The 23,430-nt window shown below is 50.7% G+C and carries 31 protein-coding genes; 8 read left to right on the top strand and 23 right to left on the bottom strand.

The window, feature by feature from the left end; all coding sequences use genetic code 11:
• The first annotated feature begins 23 nt into the window (after positions 1-23).
• The 4 genes from VB741_RS15235 (at position 24) to VB741_RS15225 (ending at position 2,831) form a co-directional block, all read left to right on the top strand.
• The gene (locus tag VB741_RS15235; RefSeq protein ID WP_323366031.1) at positions 24-1,748 is read left to right on the top strand and encodes a tetratricopeptide repeat protein; all 1,725 of its coding nucleotides are present in this window, start codon (positions 24-26) and stop codon (positions 1,746-1,748) included.
• Between the two features lie 25 nt (positions 1,749-1,773).
• Positions 1,774-2,025 carry a UPF0175 family protein gene (locus VB741_RS15230; RefSeq protein ID WP_323366030.1) on the top strand — a complete coding sequence of 84 codons (252 nt, stop codon included), beginning with the start codon at positions 1,774-1,776 and terminating at the stop codon, positions 2,023-2,025.
• A gap of 48 nt (positions 2,026-2,073) precedes the next feature.
• Complete coding sequence (locus VB741_RS26445; RefSeq protein ID WP_442786368.1) at positions 2,074-2,313, top strand: DUF3368 domain-containing protein; 240 nt, start codon at positions 2,074-2,076, stop codon at positions 2,311-2,313.
• A 146-nt stretch (positions 2,314-2,459) separates the two neighbouring features.
• The gene (locus VB741_RS15225; protein ID WP_323366029.1) at positions 2,460-2,831 is read left to right on the top strand and encodes a hypothetical protein; all 372 of its coding nucleotides are present in this window, start codon (positions 2,460-2,462) and stop codon (positions 2,829-2,831) included.
• Between the two features lie 114 nt (positions 2,832-2,945).
• Here the strand turns inward: VB741_RS15225 and VB741_RS15220 are convergent, their stop codons facing one another.
• Positions 2,946-4,904, bottom strand: coding sequence for a mechanosensitive ion channel domain-containing protein (locus tag VB741_RS15220; protein WP_323366028.1), 1,959 nt, complete (start codon positions 4,902-4,904; stop codon positions 2,946-2,948).
• Between the two features lie 330 nt (positions 4,905-5,234).
• Between VB741_RS15220 and VB741_RS15215 the strand changes: the two genes are divergently transcribed.
• Positions 5,235-7,307, top strand: a complete 2,073-nt coding sequence (locus tag VB741_RS15215; protein ID WP_323366172.1) for an NAD(P)H-quinone oxidoreductase subunit 5 — start codon at positions 5,235-5,237, stop codon at positions 7,305-7,307.
• A gap of 356 nt (positions 7,308-7,663) precedes the next feature.
• Here the strand turns inward: VB741_RS15215 and VB741_RS15210 are convergent, their stop codons facing one another.
• Complete coding sequence (locus VB741_RS15210; protein ID WP_323366027.1) at positions 7,664-8,620, bottom strand: LysR family transcriptional regulator; 957 nt, start codon at positions 8,618-8,620, stop codon at positions 7,664-7,666.
• A 97-nt stretch (positions 8,621-8,717) separates the two neighbouring features.
• On the opposite strand from VB741_RS15210, the gene chrA reads away from it, so the two are divergent.
• Together chrA and VB741_RS15200 are read left to right on the top strand one after the other, a co-directional pair.
• Positions 8,718-9,893, top strand: coding sequence for a chromate efflux transporter (chrA, locus tag VB741_RS15205; protein WP_323366026.1), 1,176 nt, complete (start codon positions 8,718-8,720; stop codon positions 9,891-9,893).
• Between the two features lie 170 nt (positions 9,894-10,063).
• Positions 10,064-11,119 (top strand): DUF1611 domain-containing protein, encoded by a 1,056-nt coding sequence (locus tag VB741_RS15200; protein ID WP_323366025.1) that lies wholly within the window; start codon positions 10,064-10,066, stop codon positions 11,117-11,119.
• Positions 11,120-11,189: 70 nt separating this feature from the next.
• Here VB741_RS15200 and infA read toward each other — a convergent pair whose 3' ends face one another.
• From infA to rplC, 21 genes are all read right to left on the bottom strand, one after another.
• Positions 11,190-11,414: a translation initiation factor IF-1 gene (gene infA / locus VB741_RS15195; RefSeq protein WP_006276978.1), complete on the bottom strand. Its 225-nt coding sequence runs from the start codon at positions 11,412-11,414 to the stop codon at positions 11,190-11,192.
• Positions 11,415-11,674: 260 nt separating this feature from the next.
• Entirely contained in the window at positions 11,675-12,229 is a 555-nt protein-coding gene (locus tag VB741_RS15190) for an adenylate kinase (protein WP_323366024.1), read from the bottom strand.
• On the bottom strand, positions 12,229-13,551 hold the full coding sequence (gene secY, locus VB741_RS15185; RefSeq protein WP_323366023.1) for a preprotein translocase subunit SecY: 1,323 nt from the start codon (positions 13,549-13,551) through the stop codon (positions 12,229-12,231). Before secY ends, VB741_RS15190 begins: the two co-directional genes overlap by 1 nt.
• A gap of 98 nt (positions 13,552-13,649) precedes the next feature.
• Positions 13,650-14,096 carry a 50S ribosomal protein L15 gene (gene rplO, locus VB741_RS15180; RefSeq protein ID WP_323366022.1) on the bottom strand — a complete coding sequence of 149 codons (447 nt, stop codon included), beginning with the start codon at positions 14,094-14,096 and terminating at the stop codon, positions 13,650-13,652.
• Between the two features lie 62 nt (positions 14,097-14,158).
• Positions 14,159-14,683 (bottom strand): 30S ribosomal protein S5, encoded by a 525-nt coding sequence (gene rpsE / locus VB741_RS15175; RefSeq protein WP_323366021.1) that lies wholly within the window; start codon positions 14,681-14,683, stop codon positions 14,159-14,161.
• 21 nt (positions 14,684-14,704) lie between these two features.
• Positions 14,705-15,064: a 50S ribosomal protein L18 gene (gene rplR / locus VB741_RS15170; RefSeq protein WP_323366020.1), complete on the bottom strand. Its 360-nt coding sequence runs from the start codon at positions 15,062-15,064 to the stop codon at positions 14,705-14,707.
• Between the two features lie 14 nt (positions 15,065-15,078).
• Complete coding sequence (rplF, locus tag VB741_RS15165; protein WP_323366019.1) at positions 15,079-15,615, bottom strand: 50S ribosomal protein L6; 537 nt, start codon at positions 15,613-15,615, stop codon at positions 15,079-15,081.
• 79 nt (positions 15,616-15,694) lie between these two features.
• Complete coding sequence (gene rpsH / locus VB741_RS15160) at positions 15,695-16,096, bottom strand: 30S ribosomal protein S8 (protein ID WP_323366018.1); 402 nt, start codon at positions 16,094-16,096, stop codon at positions 15,695-15,697.
• A gap of 20 nt (positions 16,097-16,116) precedes the next feature.
• On the bottom strand, positions 16,117-16,662 hold the full coding sequence (gene rplE / locus VB741_RS15155) for a 50S ribosomal protein L5 (protein WP_323366017.1): 546 nt from the start codon (positions 16,660-16,662) through the stop codon (positions 16,117-16,119).
• 44 nt (positions 16,663-16,706) lie between these two features.
• Positions 16,707-17,018 (bottom strand): 50S ribosomal protein L24, encoded by a 312-nt coding sequence (gene rplX, locus VB741_RS15150; RefSeq protein WP_323366171.1) that lies wholly within the window; start codon positions 17,016-17,018, stop codon positions 16,707-16,709.
• Between the two features lie 29 nt (positions 17,019-17,047).
• Positions 17,048-17,413: a 50S ribosomal protein L14 gene (rplN, locus tag VB741_RS15145; RefSeq protein WP_323366016.1), complete on the bottom strand. Its 366-nt coding sequence runs from the start codon at positions 17,411-17,413 to the stop codon at positions 17,048-17,050.
• 12 nt (positions 17,414-17,425) lie between these two features.
• Positions 17,426-17,677 (bottom strand): 30S ribosomal protein S17, encoded by a 252-nt coding sequence (rpsQ, locus tag VB741_RS15140; RefSeq protein WP_323366015.1) that lies wholly within the window; start codon positions 17,675-17,677, stop codon positions 17,426-17,428.
• Positions 17,678-17,690: 13 nt separating this feature from the next.
• Positions 17,691-17,936: a 50S ribosomal protein L29 gene (gene rpmC / locus VB741_RS15135; protein WP_323366014.1), complete on the bottom strand. Its 246-nt coding sequence runs from the start codon at positions 17,934-17,936 to the stop codon at positions 17,691-17,693.
• Between the two features lie 3 nt (positions 17,937-17,939).
• Positions 17,940-18,359 carry a 50S ribosomal protein L16 gene (rplP, locus tag VB741_RS15130; protein ID WP_323366013.1) on the bottom strand — a complete coding sequence of 140 codons (420 nt, stop codon included), beginning with the start codon at positions 18,357-18,359 and terminating at the stop codon, positions 17,940-17,942.
• A 36-nt stretch (positions 18,360-18,395) separates the two neighbouring features.
• Complete coding sequence (gene rpsC, locus VB741_RS15125) at positions 18,396-19,127, bottom strand: 30S ribosomal protein S3 (RefSeq protein WP_323366012.1); 732 nt, start codon at positions 19,125-19,127, stop codon at positions 18,396-18,398.
• A 45-nt stretch (positions 19,128-19,172) separates the two neighbouring features.
• A complete protein-coding gene (gene rplV, locus VB741_RS15120) occupies positions 19,173-19,535 on the bottom strand; it encodes a 50S ribosomal protein L22 (RefSeq protein WP_323366011.1) in 363 nt (120 codons plus the stop codon).
• An 11-nt stretch (positions 19,536-19,546) separates the two neighbouring features.
• Positions 19,547-19,828, bottom strand: coding sequence for a 30S ribosomal protein S19 (gene rpsS / locus VB741_RS15115; protein WP_323366170.1), 282 nt, complete (start codon positions 19,826-19,828; stop codon positions 19,547-19,549).
• Positions 19,829-19,909: 81 nt separating this feature from the next.
• Positions 19,910-20,773: a 50S ribosomal protein L2 gene (gene rplB / locus VB741_RS15110; protein WP_323366010.1), complete on the bottom strand. Its 864-nt coding sequence runs from the start codon at positions 20,771-20,773 to the stop codon at positions 19,910-19,912.
• Between the two features lie 38 nt (positions 20,774-20,811).
• A complete protein-coding gene (locus VB741_RS15105; protein WP_323366009.1) occupies positions 20,812-21,117 on the bottom strand; it encodes a 50S ribosomal protein L23 in 306 nt (101 codons plus the stop codon).
• A complete protein-coding gene (gene rplD, locus VB741_RS15100) occupies positions 21,110-21,742 on the bottom strand; it encodes a 50S ribosomal protein L4 (protein ID WP_323366008.1) in 633 nt (210 codons plus the stop codon). Before rplD ends, VB741_RS15105 begins: the two co-directional genes overlap by 8 nt.
• Positions 21,743-21,760: 18 nt before the next feature.
• Positions 21,761-22,399, bottom strand: a complete 639-nt coding sequence (rplC, locus tag VB741_RS15095; RefSeq protein WP_323366007.1) for a 50S ribosomal protein L3 — start codon at positions 22,397-22,399, stop codon at positions 21,761-21,763.
• Positions 22,400-22,903: 504 nt separating this feature from the next.
• On the opposite strand from rplC, the gene VB741_RS15090 reads away from it, so the two are divergent.
• A complete protein-coding gene (locus tag VB741_RS15090) occupies positions 22,904-23,377 on the top strand; it encodes an NAD(P)H-quinone oxidoreductase subunit N (protein ID WP_323366006.1) in 474 nt (157 codons plus the stop codon).
• Positions 23,378-23,430 lie beyond the last annotated feature (53 nt).

Here is a 23,430-nt window from a genome sequence, read left to right as displayed (position 1 = left end):
TGTTATCAACAGTTTGGCGACGCTTGACTTCTAAGTTCATCAAGGAACCTGAAAGTAGCACAATAGACGAGTCTGAATGGGATGGGGATTGGGATAAAGACCTAGAGCCTTCGGTGGACCAAGAATATTCAGCACTGCTACGGTCAATTCGCTGGGCTAAGGGGTTTGGGCTGCTATTTTTGCAATGTTCTCCAGCTGAGGGGGAACGGCTGCTAAAGCGTATAAAGAAAGATATTGGTGGCAAGCGATTTAATCGGCTGGCATTGGATAAATCGGTGACGGATTTATATCAATTGTTGCAAGCGGAGCCGGATATTGACCAAACTGACGTTTTGTTTATTACGGGTTTAGAGAAGTCGTTAATTGACTATATGGAGCCGGGACCAGAACGCACCTATACGGCCCAAGACTTTTATGCTGAGGACAAGATTCCGCGCTTGTTGGGGCAGCTAAATTTGCAACGGGAGATTTTGAAGGAAACGTTTCCCCTATGTTTTGTCTTTTTAGTGCCGCGCTATGCAATTAAGTATCTGGTGCGGAAGGCTCCTGACTTTTTTGATTGGCGGGCTGGGGTGTGGGAGTTTGTGTCACCCGATGCAGAGATACAACAAAAATCGCAGCAAATTTTGCAAGAAGGAGATTATGAAGAGTATCTCAGTTGGTCCTCTGCCCAGCGGCGGGAGCGTATTTTTGAAATTAATGATCTGGTTTCTGAGGGAAGTCTTGAAGATGAGGAAGTTGCGAGTTTAAGGTTTGAACAAGGCAATATTTATGCTGCTGATGGCCGCGACGAGGACGCGATCCAGGCCTATGACGCGGCGTTAGCCATCAAACCGGACAAACACGCAGCGCTCTCTAACAAGGGCAATTCGTTGGCTAATATGGGCCGCTACGAGGACGCGATCCAGGCCTATGACGCGGCGTTAGCCATCAAACCGGACAAACACGAAGCGCTCTATAACAAGGGCATATCGTTGGATAATATGGGCCGCTACGAGGACGCGATCCTGGCCTATGACGCGGCGTTAGCCATCAAACCGGACAAACACGAAGCGCTCTCTAACAAGGGCAATTCGTTGGCTAATATGGGCCGCTACGAGGACGCGATCCTGGCCTATGACGCGGCGTTAGCTATCAAACCGGACCTACACGAAGCGCTCTATAACAAGGGCAATTCGTTGGCTAATATGGGCCGCTACGAGGACGCGATCCTGGCCTATGACGCGGCGTTAGCCATCAAACCGGACCTACACGAAGCGCTCTATGGCAAAGGTATATCCCTACTTTCTCTAGAATTTTATGAGGAAGCGATCTTAAGTTTTGATCAGGCTTCAACCTATACATCTCCTGTCCCAGAGGTTTTAATCTTGAAAGGTTTTGCCTTGATCGGGGCTAAAAAATATCATGAAGCACTTTCGAACTGTGGCGAGATTTTGAAAGCCAAACCTGATAATGACTATGCATGGATTGGTCAAGGTTATTCATATCTTAAGTTGGATCAACTTTCTGAGGCAAAGAAGAGTCTAGATAAAGCCCTTGAACTGAATCCTGAAAACACCACAGCTCTGGAAAGCATGGCGTTGTATTTTCTGCTCGGTGACAATCCAAATCAAGCCCTTGATTATTTAGAAAAATCTATTCAATTAGACCAAGCTCGCAAAGCTGAAATTGCTGATGACGAAGACTTTGCCCCCCTCCACCACGACCCACGCTTCTCAGACCTCATTAATCCCACTGAGCTAAGCTAGACACTAACAACTATCCTAATGGCCCATGAGCCTCATCCAAATCGAAGTCCCTGATGAAGTCCTCATCAGCCTCAAAGAAACCAAACAAACCATCCATCAGCAACTGTGCCTGATGGCCGCCATCAAGCTATTTGAACTCGGCAAGCTATCCTCTGGTCGGGCAGCCCAGCTAGCAGGACTATCACGGGTTTTATTTTTAATAACCATCGGCCAATACCAAGTTTCCCCCTTCGACCTAACACCTCAGCAACTTGCCCAAGACGTTAGCAATGCCTAAGCCAATTGTTATCGTCAACACCTCGCCACTGCTTTACTTACACCAAGCATGCCAGCTAGATCTCTTGCCAAAGCTATATGGGCAAGTTTTTACCCCAACCGCAGTGCAAAAATCGCCAGTCTCTACAAACTCAAATACACAGGCACCCTTGGTGTCTTGATAAAAGCCAAGCAACAAAAGCTGATTCCCACGATTCAGCCCATATTAGATTCATTACAGAAACAGGGAATGTGGCTGAGTCAATCAATCATCACCGAAGCACTTAGACTAGCTGGAGAAATAGATTAAACCCGCTACCCCAGAGGGATCACGCCAAGTTTTTGGTACAGCAATAGACAAACTACCAAAAGCTCATCGTCTCAAAAATCGTAACCAACCCCTCCGCCCCAACCCCCAAAGCTAGAGTAGACCCATCCACTTCAAGAGGTCTAACCATGCGCTTTATCCCCCTACTATTGCTGAGCGTTCCACTCCTCCTCAGCTGCACCCTCCAACCCCAACCACCCGAGCCCGTTCCCAACCCGCCGATGGCCGACTTACCCCCAGACACCCTACCCAACAACATCCCCACCCAAATCCGCACCGACCTCGCCAACCACCTCGGCGTCCCCACCAACCAAATCACCATCCAAAACTCCAGCCGCCAAACTTGGTCCGACGGCTGCCTCGGCCTCGGCGGCCCCGCCGAAAGCTGCCTCGCCGCCCTCACCGAAGGCTGGCAAGTCGAAGCCATAGATACCGCCACCAATGAAACCTACATCTATCGCACCAACCTAACCGGCGACCACATCCGCCGTGAACCCTAAGGCAATAGGCGTTGCTGAATCGGGGCATGACTTGGCAAAAATTTGAACAAGGCTCTAATACCTACAGCGCTCGGTTCATATCTGGAATCAGCAACGCCAGGAAATAGACTCCTCCTACAGTTCATCCTCATAAAACCGATAAAACAAATACTCATCCTTAAACGGATGCTCATCCGTCACATGGTGAAACACCCCCTTCTCCACCAGCGACTGACCAATCCTCACCGCTGCCTCCCGCGTCGCATTCTGCGTCTTAGCCAGCCACGTCACCACCTCACTCCCCACAAAACAATGCTGATACACCGTTAACCGAAACCGCCGATCCTGAATATCCACCCCACCGGCCGACCGCATCTGTTTCACCAGTCGCTCCAGCACCGCATCCTGCAACCGCTGATGACTCTCCAACAAACTCGAATAGTCCCGCACATCCGCCAACAGATCATTAGGCATTAGCCCACTAGACCCGAGCCCAGCTGTTTTTTCTGGCTTTTGCCGCCCGCCCTCTGCCTGCTGTATCCCCTGGGTCCAGACAACCGGATCAACCTGGAGCGACCGAATATTCAAATCCTGCTGGGGAAATGGAATCTCAATGTGGTGCCGCCGAAAATGCGCCTCCAGCATGTAGTAAAGATCGCTTTTTAGATCAAACTGCAGCCGTGGGTCCCGAATCCACACCAGCACATCAAAATCCAGGGAACTATCACCAAAACCAAGAAACCGCAGCCGAGGCCGGGGATATTGCAACACACTAGGGTGAGCACCCGCCACCTCCATCACCGCCGTATGCACCTGGCGAATATCGGAACCGTAGGCCACCCCCAAGGGCAAATGCACCTGGGACACCGGATTACCATGGCTCCAGTTGATCACCTTATTCGCCAGCAGATCCCCATTGGGCACGATGATCGACACCCGATCCAGGGTACGAATTTCCGTACTGCGCGCGCCGATGCGTTCCACCGTCCCAGCCAAATCCCCCAGATTAATAAAATCCCCCACCTGAATCGAACGCTCGAAGAGCATCACCCAGCCGCTGACAATATCGTTGGCGATCTTTTGCAGGCCAAAGCCCACACCCACACCGACCACACTGGCCAGAATTGCTAAGGCGCTGAGGTCAATGCCCAACACCTGCAAAATCAGGAAAAGGCCAAGACCTGTCAGACCGACCTGCATGAGGGTTGCGATCGCATCCTGCACCCCCCGATCCGGAATAGCCGCCTGCAAAAACCGCGACTTCACCACCGAAGTAACAATTCTCACCCCAATCCACAGGACCAAGGTGAGCAGCACCAGCCGGAATACATCCACCAGGGAATATCCCTGGCCATCAATATCCAATAGGGGGCCAGTAAAGGTGCGGCCTAAAAACTGAAAAATCTGATATCGGTGCGACCGGGCAATGGGAAACAGTTCGCAGAGGTAAACCCCAGCGACCATCCACACCAGCACCTGAGCCAACAACAAAGAGGGCAACATCCACAGGGGCAAGGTTTTGCCACTGCGGGTATGCCACCGCCACAGCCAGCGCCGAACGTTATGGAGCAAAGCCCAGACAGCAATAGCAATGCCCACCACCCCCAAACTCAACCAGGCCACCCGCCGCTGATAGGCAGGTTGCCGTTCTATCTGAGCCCGATCCAACGCGGCTTGCAACCGCTTAGCCCACAGTTCCGCCTGCACCTGGGGCGGCACCCCGGCCATCAAGTCACCCCTGGTTACCGTCAGCAAATGACGCCCATTGGCCCACAACGTCACCACACCATCCTGCTGCCGGGTCCTCACCCGAATCGGCGGCGGCGGGCTGGACTGCCGAACAGAATCCGCCAACACTTGCTCCAGGGCCTGGTTAGCAAGCTCTGCTCGTTCCTTGGCCGTAAACCCATCAATGCTGCCCAGCTCTACTAGCACCCGGCCATCGATCACCACATTTGCGATCGCGCCAGATGAGGCCACCTCGTCAGATGGCTGGGCTACCCCCGGCGATACCGTAGCCAGCGCCAGCCCCAACACTAGCATCAGCCCCCCTAACCAGCGGCAGCCACGCCCCAACCATCGCCCCAGATTCATACCCATCGCCAAAAGGCCCCAAAGCCCACCCCAATCAGACCGCGATTACACCCAAATCACACAAAAACCGAAAGCCCCAAAGTCCGTCGCAAAAAATAACCTTTTTCTCAGGATCACTATCTACTCAGAAACCAATCAAACCCTGCTCCTCCAGAAGTCCTCAGTAGGACTGAATTACACCGTTTCACCATGAGCAGTTGCTCAAGGAAAAATCAATGTTCCGCAAGAAAGGTGCCCCCAAAGTAGAAAACTAGTCCATCTCCCATGTGTCAGAATATAGGCGGTTTTGCCAAACACCACGGGCAACCAAATAAAAATATTATGGAATCCTTGGAAGCTCTCTATTCTTATGCATGGCTCATCCCTGTACTGCCACTCCTAGGGGCAGCCATCGTCGGCATGGGTCTAATTAGCTATAGCGACGCCACTAGCAAGCTGCGTACGCCCAGCTCAGTATTTATCGTTACCCTGATTGGGGCAGCGATGGTGATGTCATTCGGCATTTTCTGGAGCCAGTGGAACGGCCACGAGCCCTACTCATACATGTTTGAGTGGGCCTCAGCGGGCGATTTCACCATCCAAATGGGCTACACCATCGACCACCTGGCCTCACTGATGCTGGTCATTGTCACCACCGTAGCCTTCCTGGTGATGGTCTACACCGATGGCTACATGGCTCACGACCCTGGCTATGTCCGGTTCTATGCCTACTTGAGTTTGTTTAGCTTCTCCATGTTGGGTCTGGTGATCAGCCCCAACCTGCTACAGGTCTATGTATTTTGGGAGCTGGTGGGCATGTGCTCCTACCTGCTAATCGGTTTTTGGTATAACCGCAAACCAGCCGCAGACGCCTGTCAAAAAGCATTTGTCACCAACCGTGTGGGTGACTTTGGCCTACTGCTAGGCATGCTCGGCCTGTTTTGGGCCACCGGCAGCTTTAACTTTGAGATCATGGGCGAACGGCTGACCCACCTGGTGGAAGTCGGCAGTATACCCGGTGGCGTAGCCGCCCTGTTTGCCATTTTGGTCTTCATGGGTCCCATGGCCAAGTCGGCCCAGTTTCCCCTCCATGTGTGGCTACCCGATGCCATGGAAGGCCCCACCCCCATTTCCGCCCTGATCCACGCAGCGACCATGGTGGCAGCGGGGGTATTCCTGATTGGCCGCATGTACCCGGTGTTTGAAGATATCCCCTTGGTGATGACCACCATTGCCTATGTGGGGGCCTTTACCGCCATGATGGGGGCCACCATCGCCATCACTCAAAACGACATCAAGAAAGGTCTGGCCTATTCCACCATGTCCCAGCTGGGTTACATGGTGATGGCCATGGGGGTGGGAGCCTATAGTGCGGGCCTGTTCCACCTGATGACCCATGCCTACTTCAAGGCCATGCTGTTCCTCGGATCTGGCTCTGTAATCCACGGCATGGAAGGGGTGGTGGGCCACAATCCCACCTATGCCCAAGATATGCGTCTGATGGGAGGACTGCGAAAGTATATGCCCGCCACAGGCATTACGTTCTTGATTGGCACCCTGGCTATTTCTGGGATTCCTCCATTTGCAGGTTTCTGGTCTAAGGATGAGATCCTGGGTTCCACCTTCCAAGTCAGTCCTGTCCTTTGGGCAGTGGGCTGGGTAACTGCTGGGATCACGGCGTTCTATATGTTCCGCATGTACCTCTCCACCTTTGAAGGAGAATTTAAGGGTACTAACGAGACCATTAAGGAACAGCTCCGGATTGAGCACCTACAGCGGATGGGAGCGTCCCTCGGTCCTGGGGCTATGAGTACCCAGGAAATGCCCACGGCGGAAGAAGAGCATGAGCACCATGAGGAGCACCACCATGCTTCTGAACCCCATGAGTCTCCCCTATCCATGACCTTGCCGCTGATGTTGTTGGCGGTCCCGTCCATTTTGATTGGTCTGATGGGCACCCCATTTGGCAACTACTTTGAGGCATTTATTTCGGCTCCTGGGGAAGTGGTCACCGTGGCTGAACTGGCCGAAGAAGTTGATCTCCATGAGTTTGCAGTGATGGCTGGCAGCTCCGTGGCTATCTCGGTGGTGGGGATCACCCTGGCGGTGTTGATGTATGTGACGAAGACGATAGATCCGAGTGCGATCGCAAACAAGATCAAGCCGCTCTATAACTTCTCCCTCAATAAGTGGTACATCGACGACATCTATGAAGTTCTCTTTGTCCAAGGCAGTCGTAAGCTGGCCAAAGGCGCTCTAACCATCGATGTCAAGCTGGTGGATGGCATTGTCAACCTCACCGGCTTCCTCACCCTGATTACCGGTGAGGGCCTTAAATACCTAGAAACTGGCCGAGCCCAGTTCTATGCCCTGATTGTATTTGGTGCGGTCTTAGGACTGGTGCTGCTATCGGGTCTAACCTAATCCGCGTTGAATGCAGCCAAGCATTCACAATCAACCAAAAAGCAGCCGCTTCTTTACTTGAAACGGCTGCTTTTATTTATAAAAACTATAGCCGTCCCTTTACTCGACACGACTGCCTGAACCTGTCACACTACGGCCGATTCTTTGGTCGGCACGACTCTGCTTGAACCTATCACACTACGGCCGATTCTTTGGTCGATACGACTCTGCTTGAACCTATCACACTACGGCCGATTCTTTGGTCGACACGACTGTCTGAACCTGTCACACTACGGCCGCTTCTTTGGCCGACAGCGGCTGTCTGAACCTGTCACACTACGGCCGCTTCTTTGGCCGACAGCGGCTGTCTGAACCTGTCACACTACGGCCGCTTCTTTGGCCGACAGCGGCTGTCCCAACCCCGGCAAAAATCGCTTCGCCATGGCCGGACTTTCCTCCAACAGGTAATTCAAAAAGCTCTCAGCCACTACAGAAAGTTGCTTGCCCGCTAAATGCCCCACGTACCACTGGCGAGGGATGGGAAATCCATTGATGTCCAGAATGGCAAATTCCCCCGTACTCCCTTCCGAAATAATCGTGTGCTGCGATAGGACCGAAACCCCCAAACCACCTGCAATTCCCTGCTTAATGGCCTCGTTACTCCCCAGCTCCAGGCGCACCTTGACCTCAATATTATGGGCCGCAAACAGTTTTTGCACCGCTGAACGGGTACCTGAGCCCGGCTCCCGCATAATGAAGGGTTCATCATTCAGCACATCGATCGGGATGTTGCGCTTGCCCGCCAAGGGATGGTCCGTCGGGGCAATCACCACTAACGGATTATCCAAAAAGGGATAAGTCTTTAGATCCGGCTGGCTAGGGAGTTGGCTAAAGATAAACAGATCATCCTGGTTGTAGAGCATCCGCTCTTGAATATTCTGATGGTTGGTTACCTTCAGGGAAATGTCGATACCGGGATAACGCTTGCAAAATGGCCCCAGTAACCGAGGCACAAAGTACTTAGCTGTGGTAATCACGGCGATGCTCAGCTTGCCCTGTTTCATGCCCTTAAGGTCGGCAATGGACATTTCAAACTGGGATAGCCCTTGGAAAATTTCTTGGCAGGTTTCCAGTAACTTTTTACCCGCCTGGGTCAGATAAAGCCGCTTGCCAATCTGCTCAAACAGGGGCAATCCCACCGCCTTTGTAAGCTGCTTGACTTGTATAGAAACCGTTGGCTGGGTTAAATAGAGTTCTTCAGCTGCACGGGTAAAACTACCGTGACGCGCAGTTGCTTCAAACACCTTGAGTTGATGGAGCGTCGCATGAATCACAGGGTAAATCCTCGTTGTAGCTGTCAGCAATCTATCGTGAATCGCCAATCGATAGATTCTATTCTATCAAACAAACCTACTATAGTGGATTTTTTCTATGAATCCCCAGATAAACCGTCTACAGGAACTGGCTGTGCTGTTCCTAAGGTTAGGGTCTATAGGCTTTGGTGGGCCCCAAGCCCACATCGCCATGATTAATGATGCAGCCGTAGAGCAACGGGGCTGGCTCAGCACCGATGAGTTTACTGATGGGCTGGCGGTGTGTGAAATGCTGCCTGGCCCAGCTTCTACGCAAATGGGAATTTACACGGGCTATGTCCATGGCGGGTGGCTAGGGGCTTTGGTGGCAGGTCTGGCCTTTATTACCCCCGCATTTTTGATTGTGGTGGTTTTGAGCTGGGCGTATTTTCGGTTTCAGCAGCTACCCCAACTGGTGGCCCTATTCTTTGGTCTATCCCCTGTGATGGTGGCGATCATTCTGGGATTTTGCTATAACCTAGGCCGCAAATCTATTAACACTTGGATCGGTGGGTCCATCATGGGTCTGGCGTTTTTGGCCAGTGCATTTAGCAATCTCAGTACCCCGGTTCTATTCTTGCTGGCCGGACTGTTGGGCATGGGGCTTTACGGTCCCAAGGGGCTGAGGCTCCATGGGTTTATGCCCTTAGGATTATGGGCGATGGTACACCCTAGTTTTTGGGGCACCGAACGGATCACAGCCCATGGGTGGCCCCTCTTTATATTCTTTCTTAAGGTAGGTACGCTGATCTTTGGGGGTGGGCTGGTGATTATTCCATTGCTGGAGTTTGAGCTGGTCCAACGGTTGGGATGGCTCTCCACGCAGGACTTTATCAATGGGGTGGCCATCGGTCAGCTCAGTCCGGGTCCAGTGGTACTTACGGCAGCCTTTGTGGGGTATAAAATGGCGGGGTTTTGGGGGGCGTTGGTCTCGACTGTCGGTATTTTTACACCCTCGTTTTTGTTTATCATGCTGGCGGCCCCCCTATTGGTGCGCCTCCGGACCAACCCTTGGGTCCAGGCATTTCTCAAAGGCATTAAACCGGCGGTGGTCGGGGCAATTTTGGCGGCGGCAGTCCCCCTAGGTCACACCAGCTTTGGTCAGACCACGTGGCCTCTGTCGGTGATGGCGGTGGCCATTGCGATCGCATCACTTATTGCCATCATCCAATTCAAAATTACCGCTTGGAAACTTATTTTGGCCGGTGCAGCCCTGGGCCTATTGGGGTATCCCGTACTAGGGGGAGGGACTTAAACGCCATACCTGCCCCGGACAATGTCACCGCTTAATGTGAGGGTGGGACATTTTCAAAAACATCTCTGTGTAAGACTTCTATAGATCGGCAACCCTAATTTTTAGCTGTGGCAGGCCCCTAGGGTGCAACACTGATCATTCAAAACTCAAACACCCGTGTGTTCACAACCATGCATCTCCAACCCCACCATCGCATTGCCATTTTGCTCCACAACGGTATTACCGGCGCCAAAGGTAAAACCGGCCTAGCACTGCTGCGCTACAGCCAGAATCCCATCGCCGTCATCATTGACGAAACCTGTGCCGGGAAATCCATCAAAGACTTGACTGGCATTGACCGCGATGTGCCCATTGTCGCCACCATGCAGGCAGCCCTGGCCCACAAACCCGATGTGCTAGCGATTGGGTTAGCGCCCTCCGGCGGAAGGTTGCCAGCACCTTGGAAAGAAGAAGTGGGCGTTGCGATCGCAGCAGGCCTCAACATCATGAACGGTCTCCACACCTACTTCAATGCCGATCCCAGCCTCACCCAGCATCTAGATCCCACCCGCTATCCCGATCAGTGGATTTGGGATATGCGCCAAGAACCCAGCGACCTCTCCGTCGGCACCGGCAAAGCCCGCCACCTCAACTGCCGTCGGGTATTGGCCGTCGGCACCGACATGGCCGTTGGCAAAATGTCCACCTGCATTGAGCTGAACCGAGCCACCCAAGGCAGGGGATTAAACTCACAATTAATCGCCACAGGGCAAACCGCTCTGATGCTGGGGGCTGAGGGCATAGCCCTCGATGCCGTGCGCGTAGACTTTGCCGCCGGAGCTGTTGAGCAAGCGGTGCTGGCCCACGCAGATCACAATGACGTTCTATACATCGAAGGCCAGGGTTCACTATTAAATCCTGCCTCCACCGCCACATTGCCCCTATTGCGCGGATCCCAACCAACACACCTAGTGCTAGTACACAAAATTAACCTGAAATCCATTCAGCACTTTCCAGAGTTTGCCATTCCCCCGATTCAGGAGGTAATCCATCTCTACGAAACGGTCGCCGCCGCAGGCGGAACATTTACATCCCCCAAAATTGTCGGCATTGCCTTAAACACCTTTGGCGTGGATGAAAATGAAGCTAGGGAAGGGATCTCAGCTCTATCAGAAACCACCGGACTTCCCTGTACAGACGTCGTCCGCTTTAGTCCAACCCCAATCCTAGATATCATCCTCAGCTGACAGTTACTAACAGCTACCGTTATGCCCTGGAAGTCATGCCAAAACTCAGCACTCCAAAAACTTTTACCCCTTATTTCTTCCGCAAGCGATAGGTAATACGTCCTTTTGTCAGGTCGTAGGGCGTAAGCTCAACCTTCACCCTATCTCCTGGCAAAATCTTGATGTAATTGCGGCGGATTTTGCCTGAGATATGGGCCAATACGTTAAACCCATTGTCCAAATCTACCCGAAACATGGCATTCGGAAGAGATTCGGTAACAGTCCCTTCCATTTCAATCAAATCTTGCTTAGACAAGTAGCTATTCCTCAACTCAGTAAACAATCAAATACATAGCGGACGGACCCATAGGTCTAGCCGCTCCTAAAGTAAATATCCCGATGTTTTAGGATATCTACCTACCCCTTTGGCATCACCTAAAACCGTGATATCCGTCCAAAGTTCTAGCCTATATGAGCCAATGCTACAAGCGTAACAAATGATACATACAATACAATTTTGCCAGGCGTGGGAATACCCATGAATCAAATGGCCAAATTAATTTATCCGCCCACATCCTATGGCTGCAAAACCTGTTTCAAGTCAGCCGCGACCGAATCCATCGGCTGATTACCATTGATCGACACCAGCTGCTGGCGACTACGAAAGAACTCGATCAGCGGTTCCGTCTGCTGGCGATAAACAACGAGTCGATTACGAATCACCTCTTCATTGTCATCTTCACGACCGCGCCCTAATAACCGTGAGATCAAAACGTTATCGGGCACGTCTAGATTTAGCACACACTCACAAGGCTGCCCAATCTCCGCCAGCAACTTATCTAGAAAATTGGCCTGACTCACATTCCGAGGGAACCCATCCAGAATCCATCCCTTGCCAGCATCTTCTTGATCCAGACGCTCACGGATGAGATCCAAAATCAAATCATCCGGCACCAATTCACCCGCATTCATGTAGGATTCAGCTTTTTGGCCCAGCTCACTTTTAGCCGCCACCGCTGAACGCAAAATATCCCCAGTAGAAATATGAGGAACGCCAAAATCTTCAGATAGAACAGCCGCCTGAGTACCCTTACCAGCCCCGGGAGGACCTAAAAAAATTACTCTGATCACTATTTTTTCACCATGCCCTCGTAACGTTGGGAAATCACATAGGTTTGAATCTGCTTGGCCGTGTCAATCGCCACACCGACCAAAATTAGCAAAGATGTAGCTCCTAAGCCTTGAAATACAGTTACGCGCAAACCGCTTTCCACCATACTAGGAACCACAGCAACAACACCCAGGAACAGTGCGCCCAAAAACGTCAGCCTATTTAATACCTTACCAATGAAGTCACTCGTCGCCTTACCAGGACGAACACCGGGAATACTAGCCCCCATTTTTTTAAGGTTGCGGGACATATCCTCAGGATCTACCACCAACGACGCATAAAAGTAGCTGAAGAACAGAATCATCACCAGGTACATCAGGTTGTAGGGAATCGACCCCGGGCTCAAAAATTCATTTACAAAATTTGAAACACCAGGATTCGATAATGTACTGGCAATGTAAGGAGCCGCCTGAAGAGGCAGAACAAGGATGGCCGAAGCAAAGATAATCGGCATCACACCACCTTGGTTAAGACGCAGAGGTAGGTAGTTGCTCTTTTCCAAATAAAGCTTACGGCCCACTTGACGGCGCGCAGACACAATCGGGATCCGTCGCATGCCCTCTTGAACAAACACAATTCCCACCACCATGGCCAAATAAACCACGCTGACAATGACAATGCCAGCCACATCTTGACGCGAGGATGTGGGGGACTGGGCCACAGCTACCGCACTATTCAGCAGTCGGGGCAGCGATGAGACAATATTTAGAAAAATCAGCAGCGATGCGCCATTACCGACACCGCGCTCAGTGATTAACTCCCCCACCCACATGACAAACATTGAACCGGCTGTCAGTGCTATGGCGGTTTCAGCAATAAATGCCACCCCCGGTTGATTGGCAAAAGGACTTAGCAAGAAGCTCGCCAGCAGCGTACTCTGCAATACAGCCCAACCCGCTGCTAAATAACGGGTAATTTGGGAAATTTTACGCCGCCCAGCTTCCCCCTCGTTCTTTTGAAGATCCTCCAATTGAGGAATAGCGGCCGTCAGCAGCTGCATGATGATAGAGGCATTAATGTAGGGCAAAATGCCCAAGGCAAAAATACCCAGGAGGGATAAACCACCACCCACAAAGATATCTAGAAATCCCAGTAGACCTCCAGCATCAACCTGCTGTGAGAAAGCGACACGATCAATTCCTGGCACAGGAATATACATTCCAAAACGTACCAGCACCAATAGTCCTAGGGTAATCAACAAACGATCCCGCAGACCAGCCGCTTGGGCCATCTGCAAAAACGTTTCCTGGGCACTAGGTGTCTTTCCTCGACTGACAACCATAAGTTTAGATTCTGATTTAGATTCTAATTAAAAGTAAGCTGCACCTAGGCTAACCACCTAAAGCACAGCTACCTGATATATACGTTCATTCTAGAGGCTTACGCCACGATTTCACAGGTACCGCCAGCCGCCTCGATCTTAGACTTAGCGCCTTGGGTAAATGCCGCTGCTTTAACCGTCAGCGCCACATCCAGTTCACCATGCCCTAAAATTTTCAATGGCCCATCGTTCGACGTAACAATCCCAGCGTCCATCAGGGATTCCATCGTCACTTCTGATCCAGCAGATAGCTCAGCCAGGTTAGCAACATTCATCACAGTAAACACCTTCTGATTAACGATGGGAAAGTGCTTAAGCTTTGGAATTCGTCGATACAAAGGCAGTTGACCACCTTCAAATCCTGGACGGGTAGGGCGACCTGAACGAGCTTTCTGACCACGCATACCAAAACCGCAGGTGGCACCCTGGCCTGCTGCAATACCACGTCCTAAGCGACGACGGCGACGCCTTGAACCGGCTTTAGGCTGAGCATCCTCTAGTCTCATTGTTTTAAAACCCAATAAATCCCAATAAATTCAATTCTTTCCAACCTAAGCTGAACTTAGGCCTAAGCGTAAAGCTTCTCAAGGGGAACTCCTCGCTCCTTCGCCACCTCAGAGAAGGTTCTCAATGAGGCCAGTGCCCTGGCAGCTGCTCGGGCATTATTTAGCTGATTGTCAGACCCTAATTGCTTGGCCAGAACATTCCGCACCCCTGCCAGTTCAAGCACAGTTCTGACAGCGCCACCAGCAATTACACCTGTACCAGGAGCAGCAGGGCGCATAAAGACACGCGCACCACCCGCTTCGCCAGTAGATGGGTGAGGTAGTGAATAGGCCTTATTTAAGGGCACTTCCACCAGGTTCTTCTTACCATCAGCGACACCTTTTTTAACGGCACCAATGACATCGCTGGCCTTACCGACACCAACGCCAACCTGACCTTTCTCATTGCCAATCACCACAATGGCACGGAAGCTGAGCTTTTTACCACCCTTGACTACCTTGGTTACACGACGGATTTGGACCACCCGTTCCTGCCACTCTGATTCCTTCTCTTTAGTTTTATTTCCCTTACGACGTTCCTTTGCCATGATTTAACCCCTTTAGAAGTCTTAGAAATCCAGACCGGCTTCACGAGCAGCCTCTGCCAAGGCTGCAACTCGACCGTGGTAAAGATTACCACCACGATCAAAAACAACTTGCTTTACTCCCTTAGCCAAAGTTCGCTCAGCAATTAGCTTACCAACCTTGGCAGAGGCATCCTTATTTGAACCGCCCTCATCACCCTTGAGTTCAGAATCCAATGTGGAGGCTGCCGCTAAGGTGTGGTGCGTATAATCATCAATGACCTGGGCGTAAATATGGTTATTGGAGCGATAGACTGCTAGTCTAGGCCGTTCAGCCGTGCCTTTGATCCGACGGCGGATACGCACATGGCGGCGGTGGGTGGACTGTTTACGCGTAGCTTTCATAACTCAATACTCAATTATTTCCCTGATTTACCAGCTTTACGTCTAACCATTTCACCGAGGTAGCGTACTCCTTTACCTTTGTAAGGTTCAGGGGGGCGAGCATCGCGAATCTTCGCGGCTATTGTGCCAACCAACTCTTTGTCAATACCCGTAACAATTACATTGGTATTGCCTTCTACCTGAAAGTCAATACCTGCTGGTGGTTCAAACTCAACCGGATGACTGTAGCCCAGACTCATGGTTAGCGTCTTACCTTTCACAGCGGCACGATAACCCACACCTTTAATTTCAAGTCGCTTTTCGAAGCCCTTAGAAACACCCTCTACCATATTGGCAATTAAGGTGCGGGACAAACCATGACAGGCACGCGCAGTACGCGAGTCGTTTTGGCGGGTTACAACAATCTGCTCCCCTTCCTGGGCAATGTCGACTTCACCGGGCAACACCAGGGATAATTCACCCTTAGGCCCCTTTACCACGACTGATTGAGAATCGACAGACACGGTTACACCTGAAGGTACAGGCACCGGCTTTTTACCAATCCGAGACATTTCTAATCCTTCCCTAACCGCAAGCAACAGCCATGCAAATAACTACTAAGCCTACTAAACACAAGTGTGAGGCAATAGGTCACCAGATGTAGCAGAGAACTTCTCCACCCACGCCTTTTTGACGGGCATCCCTGTCAGTCATAATTCCACTTGAGGTAGAAACGACAGCAATGCCGATACCACCTAACACTCGGGGTAGATCCTTACAGCTTGAATAAACTCGCAAACCAGGCTTACTCACTCGGGTAAGATTGCGAATGATGGGCTGCTGCATTTTCCCTTTATATTTCAGGTTCACAGTCATCATTTGAGCAATTCCCTCAGTTGACTCAGAAGTATCACCGATAAAGCCCTCTGACTGAAGAACTTTGGCAATATTACGAGTAACTTTAGTAGATGGGATTTGGACAGTCTTATGCCGCGCAAGGTTTGCATTTCGGATGCGCGTCAGCATGTCTGAAATCGTATCGTTAGACGCCATATTTTTCTCTTGTATAAACCTCAGCTATCCCGGAACGGCATTCCCAGTTCCTTCAGAAGGGCGCGCCCTTCTTCATCTGTCTTGGCACTGGTCACAATTGTGATATCCATGCCGCGAACCTGATCCACTCTGTCGTACTCGACTTCGGGGAAAATCAGCTGCTCCCGCAGTCCCAGAGTATAGTTGCCCCGCCCGTCAAAACTCTTAGGGTTGACACCGCGAAAGTCACGAATTCGAGGCAATACCAAATTAATTAAACGATTGAGGAATGCATACATACGCACAGAACGGAGGGTAACCATAACCCCTACCGGCATACCTTGCCGAATCTTAAATCCAGCAATCGCTTTCTTTGCACGGGTGATCACAGGTCGTTGCCCCGTGATTACACCTACCTCAGCTACCGAGGCTTCCAACGCTTTAGCGTTTTGTGAAGCTTCCCCTAAACCACGGTTAATAGTCACTTTGACTACTTTAGGTACCTGATGGATGTTTGTGTACTCAAATTGCTCCATCAACTTAGGAACAACTTTCGTATTGTAAAAATCTTTTAGCTGCTCAGCCATTATTTCTTTCCTCTCCCTGGTCTTGGTCAGGGACAAACGTTAAGCTAATCAAGGATTTCGCCCGTCTTTTTCAAGATGCGGACTTTACGACCATCGTCGGTAAAGGTGTGACCAACACGACTTGCCACTTTCTCTTTTTTGGAATACAGCATCACATTTGAACTGTGAACTGGAAACTCAGTTGTCACAATCTGTCCTGACTCTCCTTCTTGACGAGGCTTAACGTGCTTGGTTCGAACGTTGACACCTTCAATCAATATCTGACTCTTCTTGGGCAGAACAGCAGTCACTTCACCAACTTTGCCCTTATCTTTACCGGTGATGACCTGGACGGTATCACCTTTTTTGATGTGCATTTTATAGCGCACAGTTTGCTTGTCAGCCACTACAGTACCTCCGGTGCTAAGGAAACAATTTTGGTAAAGTTTTTATCTCGCAGCTCACGAGCCACCGGGCCAAATACCCGAGTACCCTTGGGATTATTGTCAGGGTTAATCAGTACAGCGGCATTATCGTCAAAACGAATGCTCATGCCACTGCTGCGACGAAGATTTTTTTTAGTACGCACCACCACAGCGCGCACTACGTCAGACTTTTTCACACCCATATTGGGCAAGGCATCTTTAACGACGGCAATAATCACATCGCCTACGCTGGCATAGCGACGATTACCACCAAGGACACGGATACACATAAGCTTACGTGCACCACTGTTGTCCGCCACATTCAGATATGTTTCCTGCTGAATCATTAGTTGGCTCCCCTACACTTTTTCGGAACGGCCTAGGATGTCGGCGACAACCCAGCACTTAGTTCGACTTAGGGGGCGAGTTTCGCGAATGCGAACAAGATCCCCAGACTTGCACTCATTGGCGTCGTCATGGACTTTGTACTTCTTAGTACGAACAGTAATTTTTTTATACTTTGAGTGGGGAACGCGACTTTCAACAGCTACAACAACTGTCTTGTCCATTTTATCGCTCACAACTCGCCCTGTTAGCTCTTTTGCTGCCATAGCTGTTTAACTCCTATTGCTCGCTACTTACTGTGGCACCGGCACTAGCTGCTGCTGCAACCAGCTGACGCTCACGTTCGATGGTCATTAGCTGAGCTAACTTACGACGAGCGTGTTTAAATTGATGGAAACCGGTCTCCATCTGACGAGTAGCCTGTTTAAATCGCAAGTCAAACAGCTCACGTTTTATCCCTGCGATCGCAGTGGCAAGCTCATCATCACTCAGCTCACGTAACTCTTTAACCTTAGAAAGCGCCATGATCTAATCCTCCAATCCTTCACCGATAACGAACTTAGTTTGGAATGGCAGCTTAAAGGCAGCTAAGCGCATGGCTTCTCGCGCAACGTCCTCAGACACGCCGGTAATTTCAAAAAGAATTCGACCAGGTTTGATCACAGCAACCCAAAACTCCGGATTACCTTTACCAGAACCCATACGAGTTTCAGCCGGACGCATCGTGACAGGCTTATCTGGAAAGACTCGGATCCAGATCTTCCCGCCACGTTTGATATAGCGAGTCATGGCACGACGACCCGCCTCAATCTGACGGGAAGTCATCCAAGAGCACTCAGTTGCCTGGAGAGCGAACTCACCAAAGTTCAGTTTGTTGCCTCGGGAGGCCATACCGCGCATACGGCCGCGATGCTGTTTACGAAATTTTGTTCTTCTAGGACTCAGCATGGTGCTTAAACAGGCTAAACAGTTACAGAGAAATACTTATGAATCGTTGGAACGATCATCAAACTGCTGACGGCGACGCGGTTGACGACGACGGGGCTGATTGTTAGGAGGCTGAGGAATATCCTCTTGCCCTGGAATGATTTCTCCCTTAAAGACCCAAACCTTAATACCTAAAATGCCATAGGTAGTCTGGGCAGTTTTGTAGGCGTAGTCAATGTTGGCCCGGAGAGTATGTAAGGGTACACGCCCTTCACGAGTCCACTCAGTACGGGCAATTTCAGCACCGTTCAAACGACCACTCACTTGAATTTTGATCCCTTCAACGCCAGCCCGTTGAGCCCGCTGAATGGTCTGCCGCACAACGCGACGGAAAGAGACCCGACGCTCTAGCTGCTGCGTAATATACTCAGCAATCAAAGCCGCTTCGGCATCAACCCGCGCAATCTCGATCACATTGATCCGAATTTGACGCGTATTATCCTTCAGCTTCTTCTGCAATCCGACTCGCAGTGACTCGATACCCGTACCACCACGCCCAACAACCACACCGGGTCTAGCAGTATGGACCTCTAGATCAATTTGATCGGCCTTGCGGGCAATCTTGATCTCGGAAATGCCAGCATTATTCAGACTCTTCTCAATAAACTGACGAATGGTGTGGTCTTCTTGCAGCTGATTAGGGTACTGCCTCGAATCGGCATACCAACAAGAAGAATGCTCCTTGGTAATACCGAGCCGAAAACCAATTGGGTTAATTTTCTGTCCCACAGATCCTTCCTTATACAGAGCTAACAGTAAAACAACTAATCAGACCTAGCTAACGGAGCCAGGAGCTACTGCGATGGTGATGTGACAAGTCGGTTTCCGAATCTGATAGGCGCGCCCCTGGGCTCTTGGGCGAAAACGCTTCAGCACGGGTCCTTGATCAGCAAACGCTTCGCTGATGTACAGCTCCACAGGATCCATACCATTGTTATGCTCAGCATTCGCTACCGCAGAGCGCAGCACTTTAAGAATCGGTTCACACGACTTATAAGGCATAAACTCAAGAATAATGAGTGCTTCCCGATAGGAAAGACCACGAATCTGATCGAGCACCCGACGCACCTTATGGGGCGACATCCGAATATAGCGAGCGACAGACTTCACTTGATTACTACTATCGATTTCAACCATGGCTAACCTTCCTAACGTCTCGCCGCCTTCTTATCGCCTTTGACATGCCCACGAAACGTTCGCGTAGGGGCAAATTCACCCAGTTTGTGACCCACCATTTGCTCGCTCACATAGACAGGCACATGTTGATGACCGTTATGGACAGCAATGGTATGACCAATCATCTGAGGAATAATTGTGGAAGCACGAGACCAGGTTTTGATCACCTGTTTCTCGCCTTTTACATTGAGATTTTCAATCTTTTTGAGCAGATGATCCGCTACAAAAGGACCTTTTTTGAGAGAGCGAGACATAGTTACGCCAGCCTTAAAAAATCGGTTGAACAACAAAGACATGGGTGGTAAACCGCCAAATCCACCCCGTTGGATAGACACCTATGTATCACGACCACCGCGACCACGCTTGGAAGAACGACGACGACGACGCACAATCAGCGACGTACTAGCCTTCTTCTTATCGCGAGTCTTGTAGCCAAGAGCAGGCTTACCCCAGGGAGTAACAGGGCCGCTGCGACCGATGGGAGCACGGCCTTCACCACCACCATGGGGGTGATCGACCGGGTTCATGACACTACCACGCACTTCAGGACGTCTTCCCAACCAACGCTTCCGACCGGCTTTACCCAGGGTGACGTTACGTGCTTCGACGTTGCCCACCTGACCAATCGTGGCGTAACACTCACGTCGAACCATCCGCACTTCACTGGAGGGCAGCTTGAGGGTGACATAGCCACCTTCTTTGGCCATCACCTGGGCAGAAGCACCGGCAGCACGAACAATTTGACCACCACGACCGGGATATAGCTCAACATTGTGAACAGCGGTACCCAGGGGCATCTTATGCAGGGGCAAGGCATTGCCAACTTCCAGAGGGGCATCAGGACTGGCCACAATGGTCGAACCAACCGCCAAGCCTGCGGGGTGAAGAATATAACGCTTTTCACCATCCTCGTATTGAACGAGAGAAATGCGAGCATTCCGGTTGGGATCGTATTCAACCGAGAGCACTTCAGCCGTCATCTCTAACTTGTCACGCTTGAAATCAACCGTGCGATAGAGGCGCTTATGCCCACCACCACGATGACGACAGGTAATTACCCCGCGGTTATTTCGCCCCTTAGCACGATGGATAGATTGCGTTAGTTTCTTTTCCGGCTTGCTCCGAGTAATTTCTGAAAAATCAGAAACACTGCGCTCACGAGTACCTGGAGTCAGAGGCCGATAAGTACGAATTCCCATGATTTTATCTGAAAACTAATGGAGTGCTAAGGTCGGTTCTAGACATCGGGGAAGAGGGGAATACTATCACCCTCGGCCAGGGTGACAACTGCCCGCTTATAGGTAGGTTTATAGCCAACAAAGCGGCCCAACCGCTTTTTCTTGCGGGGAGGATTCATGGTGCTAATACCAGTTACCTTTACCTCAAACAACGCTTCAACCGCTGCTTTGATTTCGGGCTTTGTCGCCTTGGGTGCAACCTCAAATGTGTACTGGTTATTTTCCAGATTCAAAGTTGCTTTTTCGGTAATCAGCGGTTTCCGAATAATATCGGGTAGATTTCGGGGGTCAATCGCCTTAGGCACTGTACACCTCCTGGATTTTTTCGAGAGCAGCAGCGGTCACAACCAGTCGATCGGCCAGAACGATGTCATAGGCATTCAGGTTGGTAGCCAGAATGAGCTTAATATTGGCGACGTTTCGCACAGAGCGATAAACCACGTCGTTTTTTTCGGCCGTGATCATTAAAACCTTCTCATCGGACTCAACACCCCAACGCCCCATGGCGGCAAGCACCTCTTTTGTTTTAGGTGCAGAGAGCTGATCGGCAAAGTTTTGGACCACTACCATGTCTTCAACCCGGCTTTGAAACGCTGTACGCAGCGCTAAGCGCCGCTCTTTGCGATTCATCTTGACTTCAAAGTCGCGGGGCTTAGGGCCAAATGTCACACCACCGCCACGCCATAGGGGTGAGCGATTCGAACCGGCACGAGCACGGCCAGTTCCTTTTTGACGCCAGGGTTTACGACCACCGCCTCGCACCTCAGAACGAGTCTTGGAGGATAACGTACCTTGGCGAGAATTGTGCATCTGACGCACGATGGCACGATGCACAATGTGGGCGGCGTTATCTTCGTTTGCAACTTTTAAATCAAGGATGGCCGTACCGGCGTCGGCACCCTGCCAATCTTTTACTACGCAATCAACCATAGTGAGTTCCTAGCCCCCTTACTTCTCGCCGACGACATTTGCAGGGGCAATGTTCAACAATGCGCCCGGCTTACCGGGAACGGCACCTTTAATAAGCAAAACATTACGCTCGCTATCAACCCTGACCACAGAAAGCTTACGCACTGTGACCTGGGCATTACCCAGCTGACCAGCCATCTTCTTGCCGGGATAAACTCGGCCGGGCGTTGTACCAGGACCAATGGAACCGGGTTGACGATGGTTCTTAGAACCGTGGGTCATGGGACCACGGCTAAAGTTGTGCCGTTTCTGGAGACCTGAAAATCCTTTACCGATGCTCTTACCGGAAACATCCACTAGCTGACCCGCTTCAAAAATGTCTGCGGTCACGGACTGCCCCAGTTCAAACGTCGAACTGTCCTTAATGCGATATTCGCGCAGATGACGCAGGGTAAAAGACCCGGCCTTTTTGAGATGGCCTAATTCAGGCCGACTCAATGCTTTCTCTGCCACTTCCTGATAGCCAATCTGCACGGCGCAGTAGCCATCGGTTTGCTTCGTTTTAACTTGGGTGACAACACAGGGTCCAGCTTGAATGACCGTTACTGGCACAGCATTGCCAGTGTCATCAAACACCTGAGTCATGCCCAGCTTTGTTCCGAGGATACCGACAGACACAATCAATCTCCGACTAAACGTTTTAGCTAAACTGCAATGATTGCAGCCAGCATTGTGAGCCCCTTGTTTTTTCACAGCGGGGGCAATTGTCTAGAAAAGCACATGGATACCCGGAGGAATCCAGCATGTATCCCTAGAAATTCAACCGTATTGGATTGAATACTTTCATCAATAGCTAGGACTTAGTGATTGCTTCAGGGGCTTTAACCGCACTGAAACCAAGTCCTTTGAGCCGATAAAACCGTGCCTTAGACTTAAGCAGCGTTACCGCCTAGTATCTAGTTTGGCAGCGGTCTACAATAATACAGAGAATTAGAGGACTTGTCCATTACTTTAAAAAAATTGTCTGTAACAGTCGTTAAGACATGCCGCTTGAATTTGAATTGAGTATGAATAAATGGGGGCAACCTCTGGCCATTTTTGTCAAAGTTAGCGGTTAACCGCCTTAGTATATATAGGTATACGAATAGACGAACCATAATACAGACGCTGTTTGCATAAGCTATGGGATTACTTGTACTCGGCAATCAATTTGTGCGTGATTTGGAAAGCAACGGTGCCCTGGCAGTGCGGATACCGTTGGAAGGTGGTTTTGAAGGCCGCTATCAGCGACGAATGCGGGCAGCAGGCTATGAAAGTCTCCATATGACAGCCCGCGGTCTGGGAGATTTATCAGCCTATCTGGGCGATGTCCATGGTGTTCGTCCTCCCCATTTAGGCAAGAAGGATATAGGGGATGCCGCCGTTGGTGAGCGCTACTTTATCCCGCCAGTGCTGGGGTATCGCTTAGAGCGCATGGCTCCAGGCATGAAAGGAATTCTGCTCTGGTTGATTGAAGGCCATGTATTGTCCAGCCAGGAATTGTCATTTTTGGCGTCTCTCTGTGCCTCTGACAATCGAGTCAAAGTGGTGGTTGAACTGGGTGGGGACCGGTCGTTTAAATGGTTCCCCCTCAAGGATGCTGTTAAATCGGCATAAATAACGCAACCTTAGTAATAAGAGCGTTAGTACCGTCAGCGTTATGGCAAACA

The sequence above is a fragment of the Leptothoe sp. PORK10 BA2 genome (assembly GCF_034932105.1).
Lineage (GTDB): Bacteria > Cyanobacteriota > Cyanobacteriia > Phormidesmidales > Phormidesmidaceae > Leptothoe.
Note: the sequence above shows the minus strand (reverse complement) of the source record. Positions and strands in the feature narration are given on the sequence as shown.

What these genes read in the sequence shown, in the direction of transcription:
- VB741_RS15230 (WP_323366030.1), top strand. Translation starts at nt 1,774, where the DNA reads ATGAGCCTCATCCAAATCGAAGTCCCTGATGAAGTCCTCATCAGCCTC.
- VB741_RS26445 (WP_442786368.1), top strand. Translation starts at nt 2,074, where the DNA reads ATGCCAGCTAGATCTCTTGCCAAAGCTATATGGGCAAGTTTTTACCCC.
- VB741_RS15225 (WP_323366029.1), top strand. Translation starts at nt 2,460, where the DNA reads ATGCGCTTTATCCCCCTACTATTGCTGAGCGTTCCACTCCTCCTCAGC.
- VB741_RS15220 (WP_323366028.1), bottom strand. Translation starts at nt 4,904, where the DNA reads ATGAATCTGGGGCGATGGTTGGGGCGTGGCTGCCGCTGGTTAGGGGGG.
- chrA (WP_323366026.1), top strand. Translation starts at nt 8,718, where the DNA reads ATGAATCCCCAGATAAACCGTCTACAGGAACTGGCTGTGCTGTTCCTA.
- VB741_RS15200 (WP_323366025.1), top strand. Translation starts at nt 10,064, where the DNA reads ATGCATCTCCAACCCCACCATCGCATTGCCATTTTGCTCCACAACGGT.
- secY (WP_323366023.1), bottom strand. Translation starts at nt 13,551, where the DNA reads ATGGTTGTCAGTCGAGGAAAGACACCTAGTGCCCAGGAAACGTTTTTG.
- rplO (WP_323366022.1), bottom strand. Translation starts at nt 14,096, where the DNA reads ATGAGACTAGAGGATGCTCAGCCTAAAGCCGGTTCAAGGCGTCGCCGT.
- rpsE (WP_323366021.1), bottom strand. Translation starts at nt 14,683, where the DNA reads ATGGCAAAGGAACGTCGTAAGGGAAATAAAACTAAAGAGAAGGAATCA.
- rplR (WP_323366020.1), bottom strand. Translation starts at nt 15,064, where the DNA reads ATGAAAGCTACGCGTAAACAGTCCACCCACCGCCGCCATGTGCGTATC.
- rplF (WP_323366019.1), bottom strand. Translation starts at nt 15,615, where the DNA reads ATGTCTCGGATTGGTAAAAAGCCGGTGCCTGTACCTTCAGGTGTAACC.
- rpsH (WP_323366018.1), bottom strand. Translation starts at nt 16,096, where the DNA reads ATGGCGTCTAACGATACGATTTCAGACATGCTGACGCGCATCCGAAAT.
- rplE (WP_323366017.1), bottom strand. Translation starts at nt 16,662, where the DNA reads ATGGCTGAGCAGCTAAAAGATTTTTACAATACGAAAGTTGTTCCTAAG.
- rplX (WP_323366171.1), bottom strand. Translation starts at nt 17,018, where the DNA reads ATGCACATCAAAAAAGGTGATACCGTCCAGGTCATCACCGGTAAAGAT.
- rplN (WP_323366016.1), bottom strand. Translation starts at nt 17,413, where the DNA reads ATGATTCAGCAGGAAACATATCTGAATGTGGCGGACAACAGTGGTGCA.
- rpsQ (WP_323366015.1), bottom strand. Translation starts at nt 17,677, where the DNA reads ATGGCAGCAAAAGAGCTAACAGGGCGAGTTGTGAGCGATAAAATGGAC.
- rpmC (WP_323366014.1), bottom strand. Translation starts at nt 17,936, where the DNA reads ATGGCGCTTTCTAAGGTTAAAGAGTTACGTGAGCTGAGTGATGATGAG.
- rplP (WP_323366013.1), bottom strand. Translation starts at nt 18,359, where the DNA reads ATGCTGAGTCCTAGAAGAACAAAATTTCGTAAACAGCATCGCGGCCGT.
- rplV (WP_323366011.1), bottom strand. Translation starts at nt 19,535, where the DNA reads ATGGTTGAAATCGATAGTAGTAATCAAGTGAAGTCTGTCGCTCGCTAT.
- rpsS (WP_323366170.1), bottom strand. Translation starts at nt 19,828, where the DNA reads ATGTCTCGCTCTCTCAAAAAAGGTCCTTTTGTAGCGGATCATCTGCTC.
- rplB (WP_323366010.1), bottom strand. Translation starts at nt 20,773, where the DNA reads ATGGGAATTCGTACTTATCGGCCTCTGACTCCAGGTACTCGTGAGCGC.
- rplD (WP_323366008.1), bottom strand. Translation starts at nt 21,742, where the DNA reads ATGGTTGATTGCGTAGTAAAAGATTGGCAGGGTGCCGACGCCGGTACG.
- VB741_RS15090 (WP_323366006.1), top strand. Translation starts at nt 22,904, where the DNA reads ATGGGATTACTTGTACTCGGCAATCAATTTGTGCGTGATTTGGAAAGC.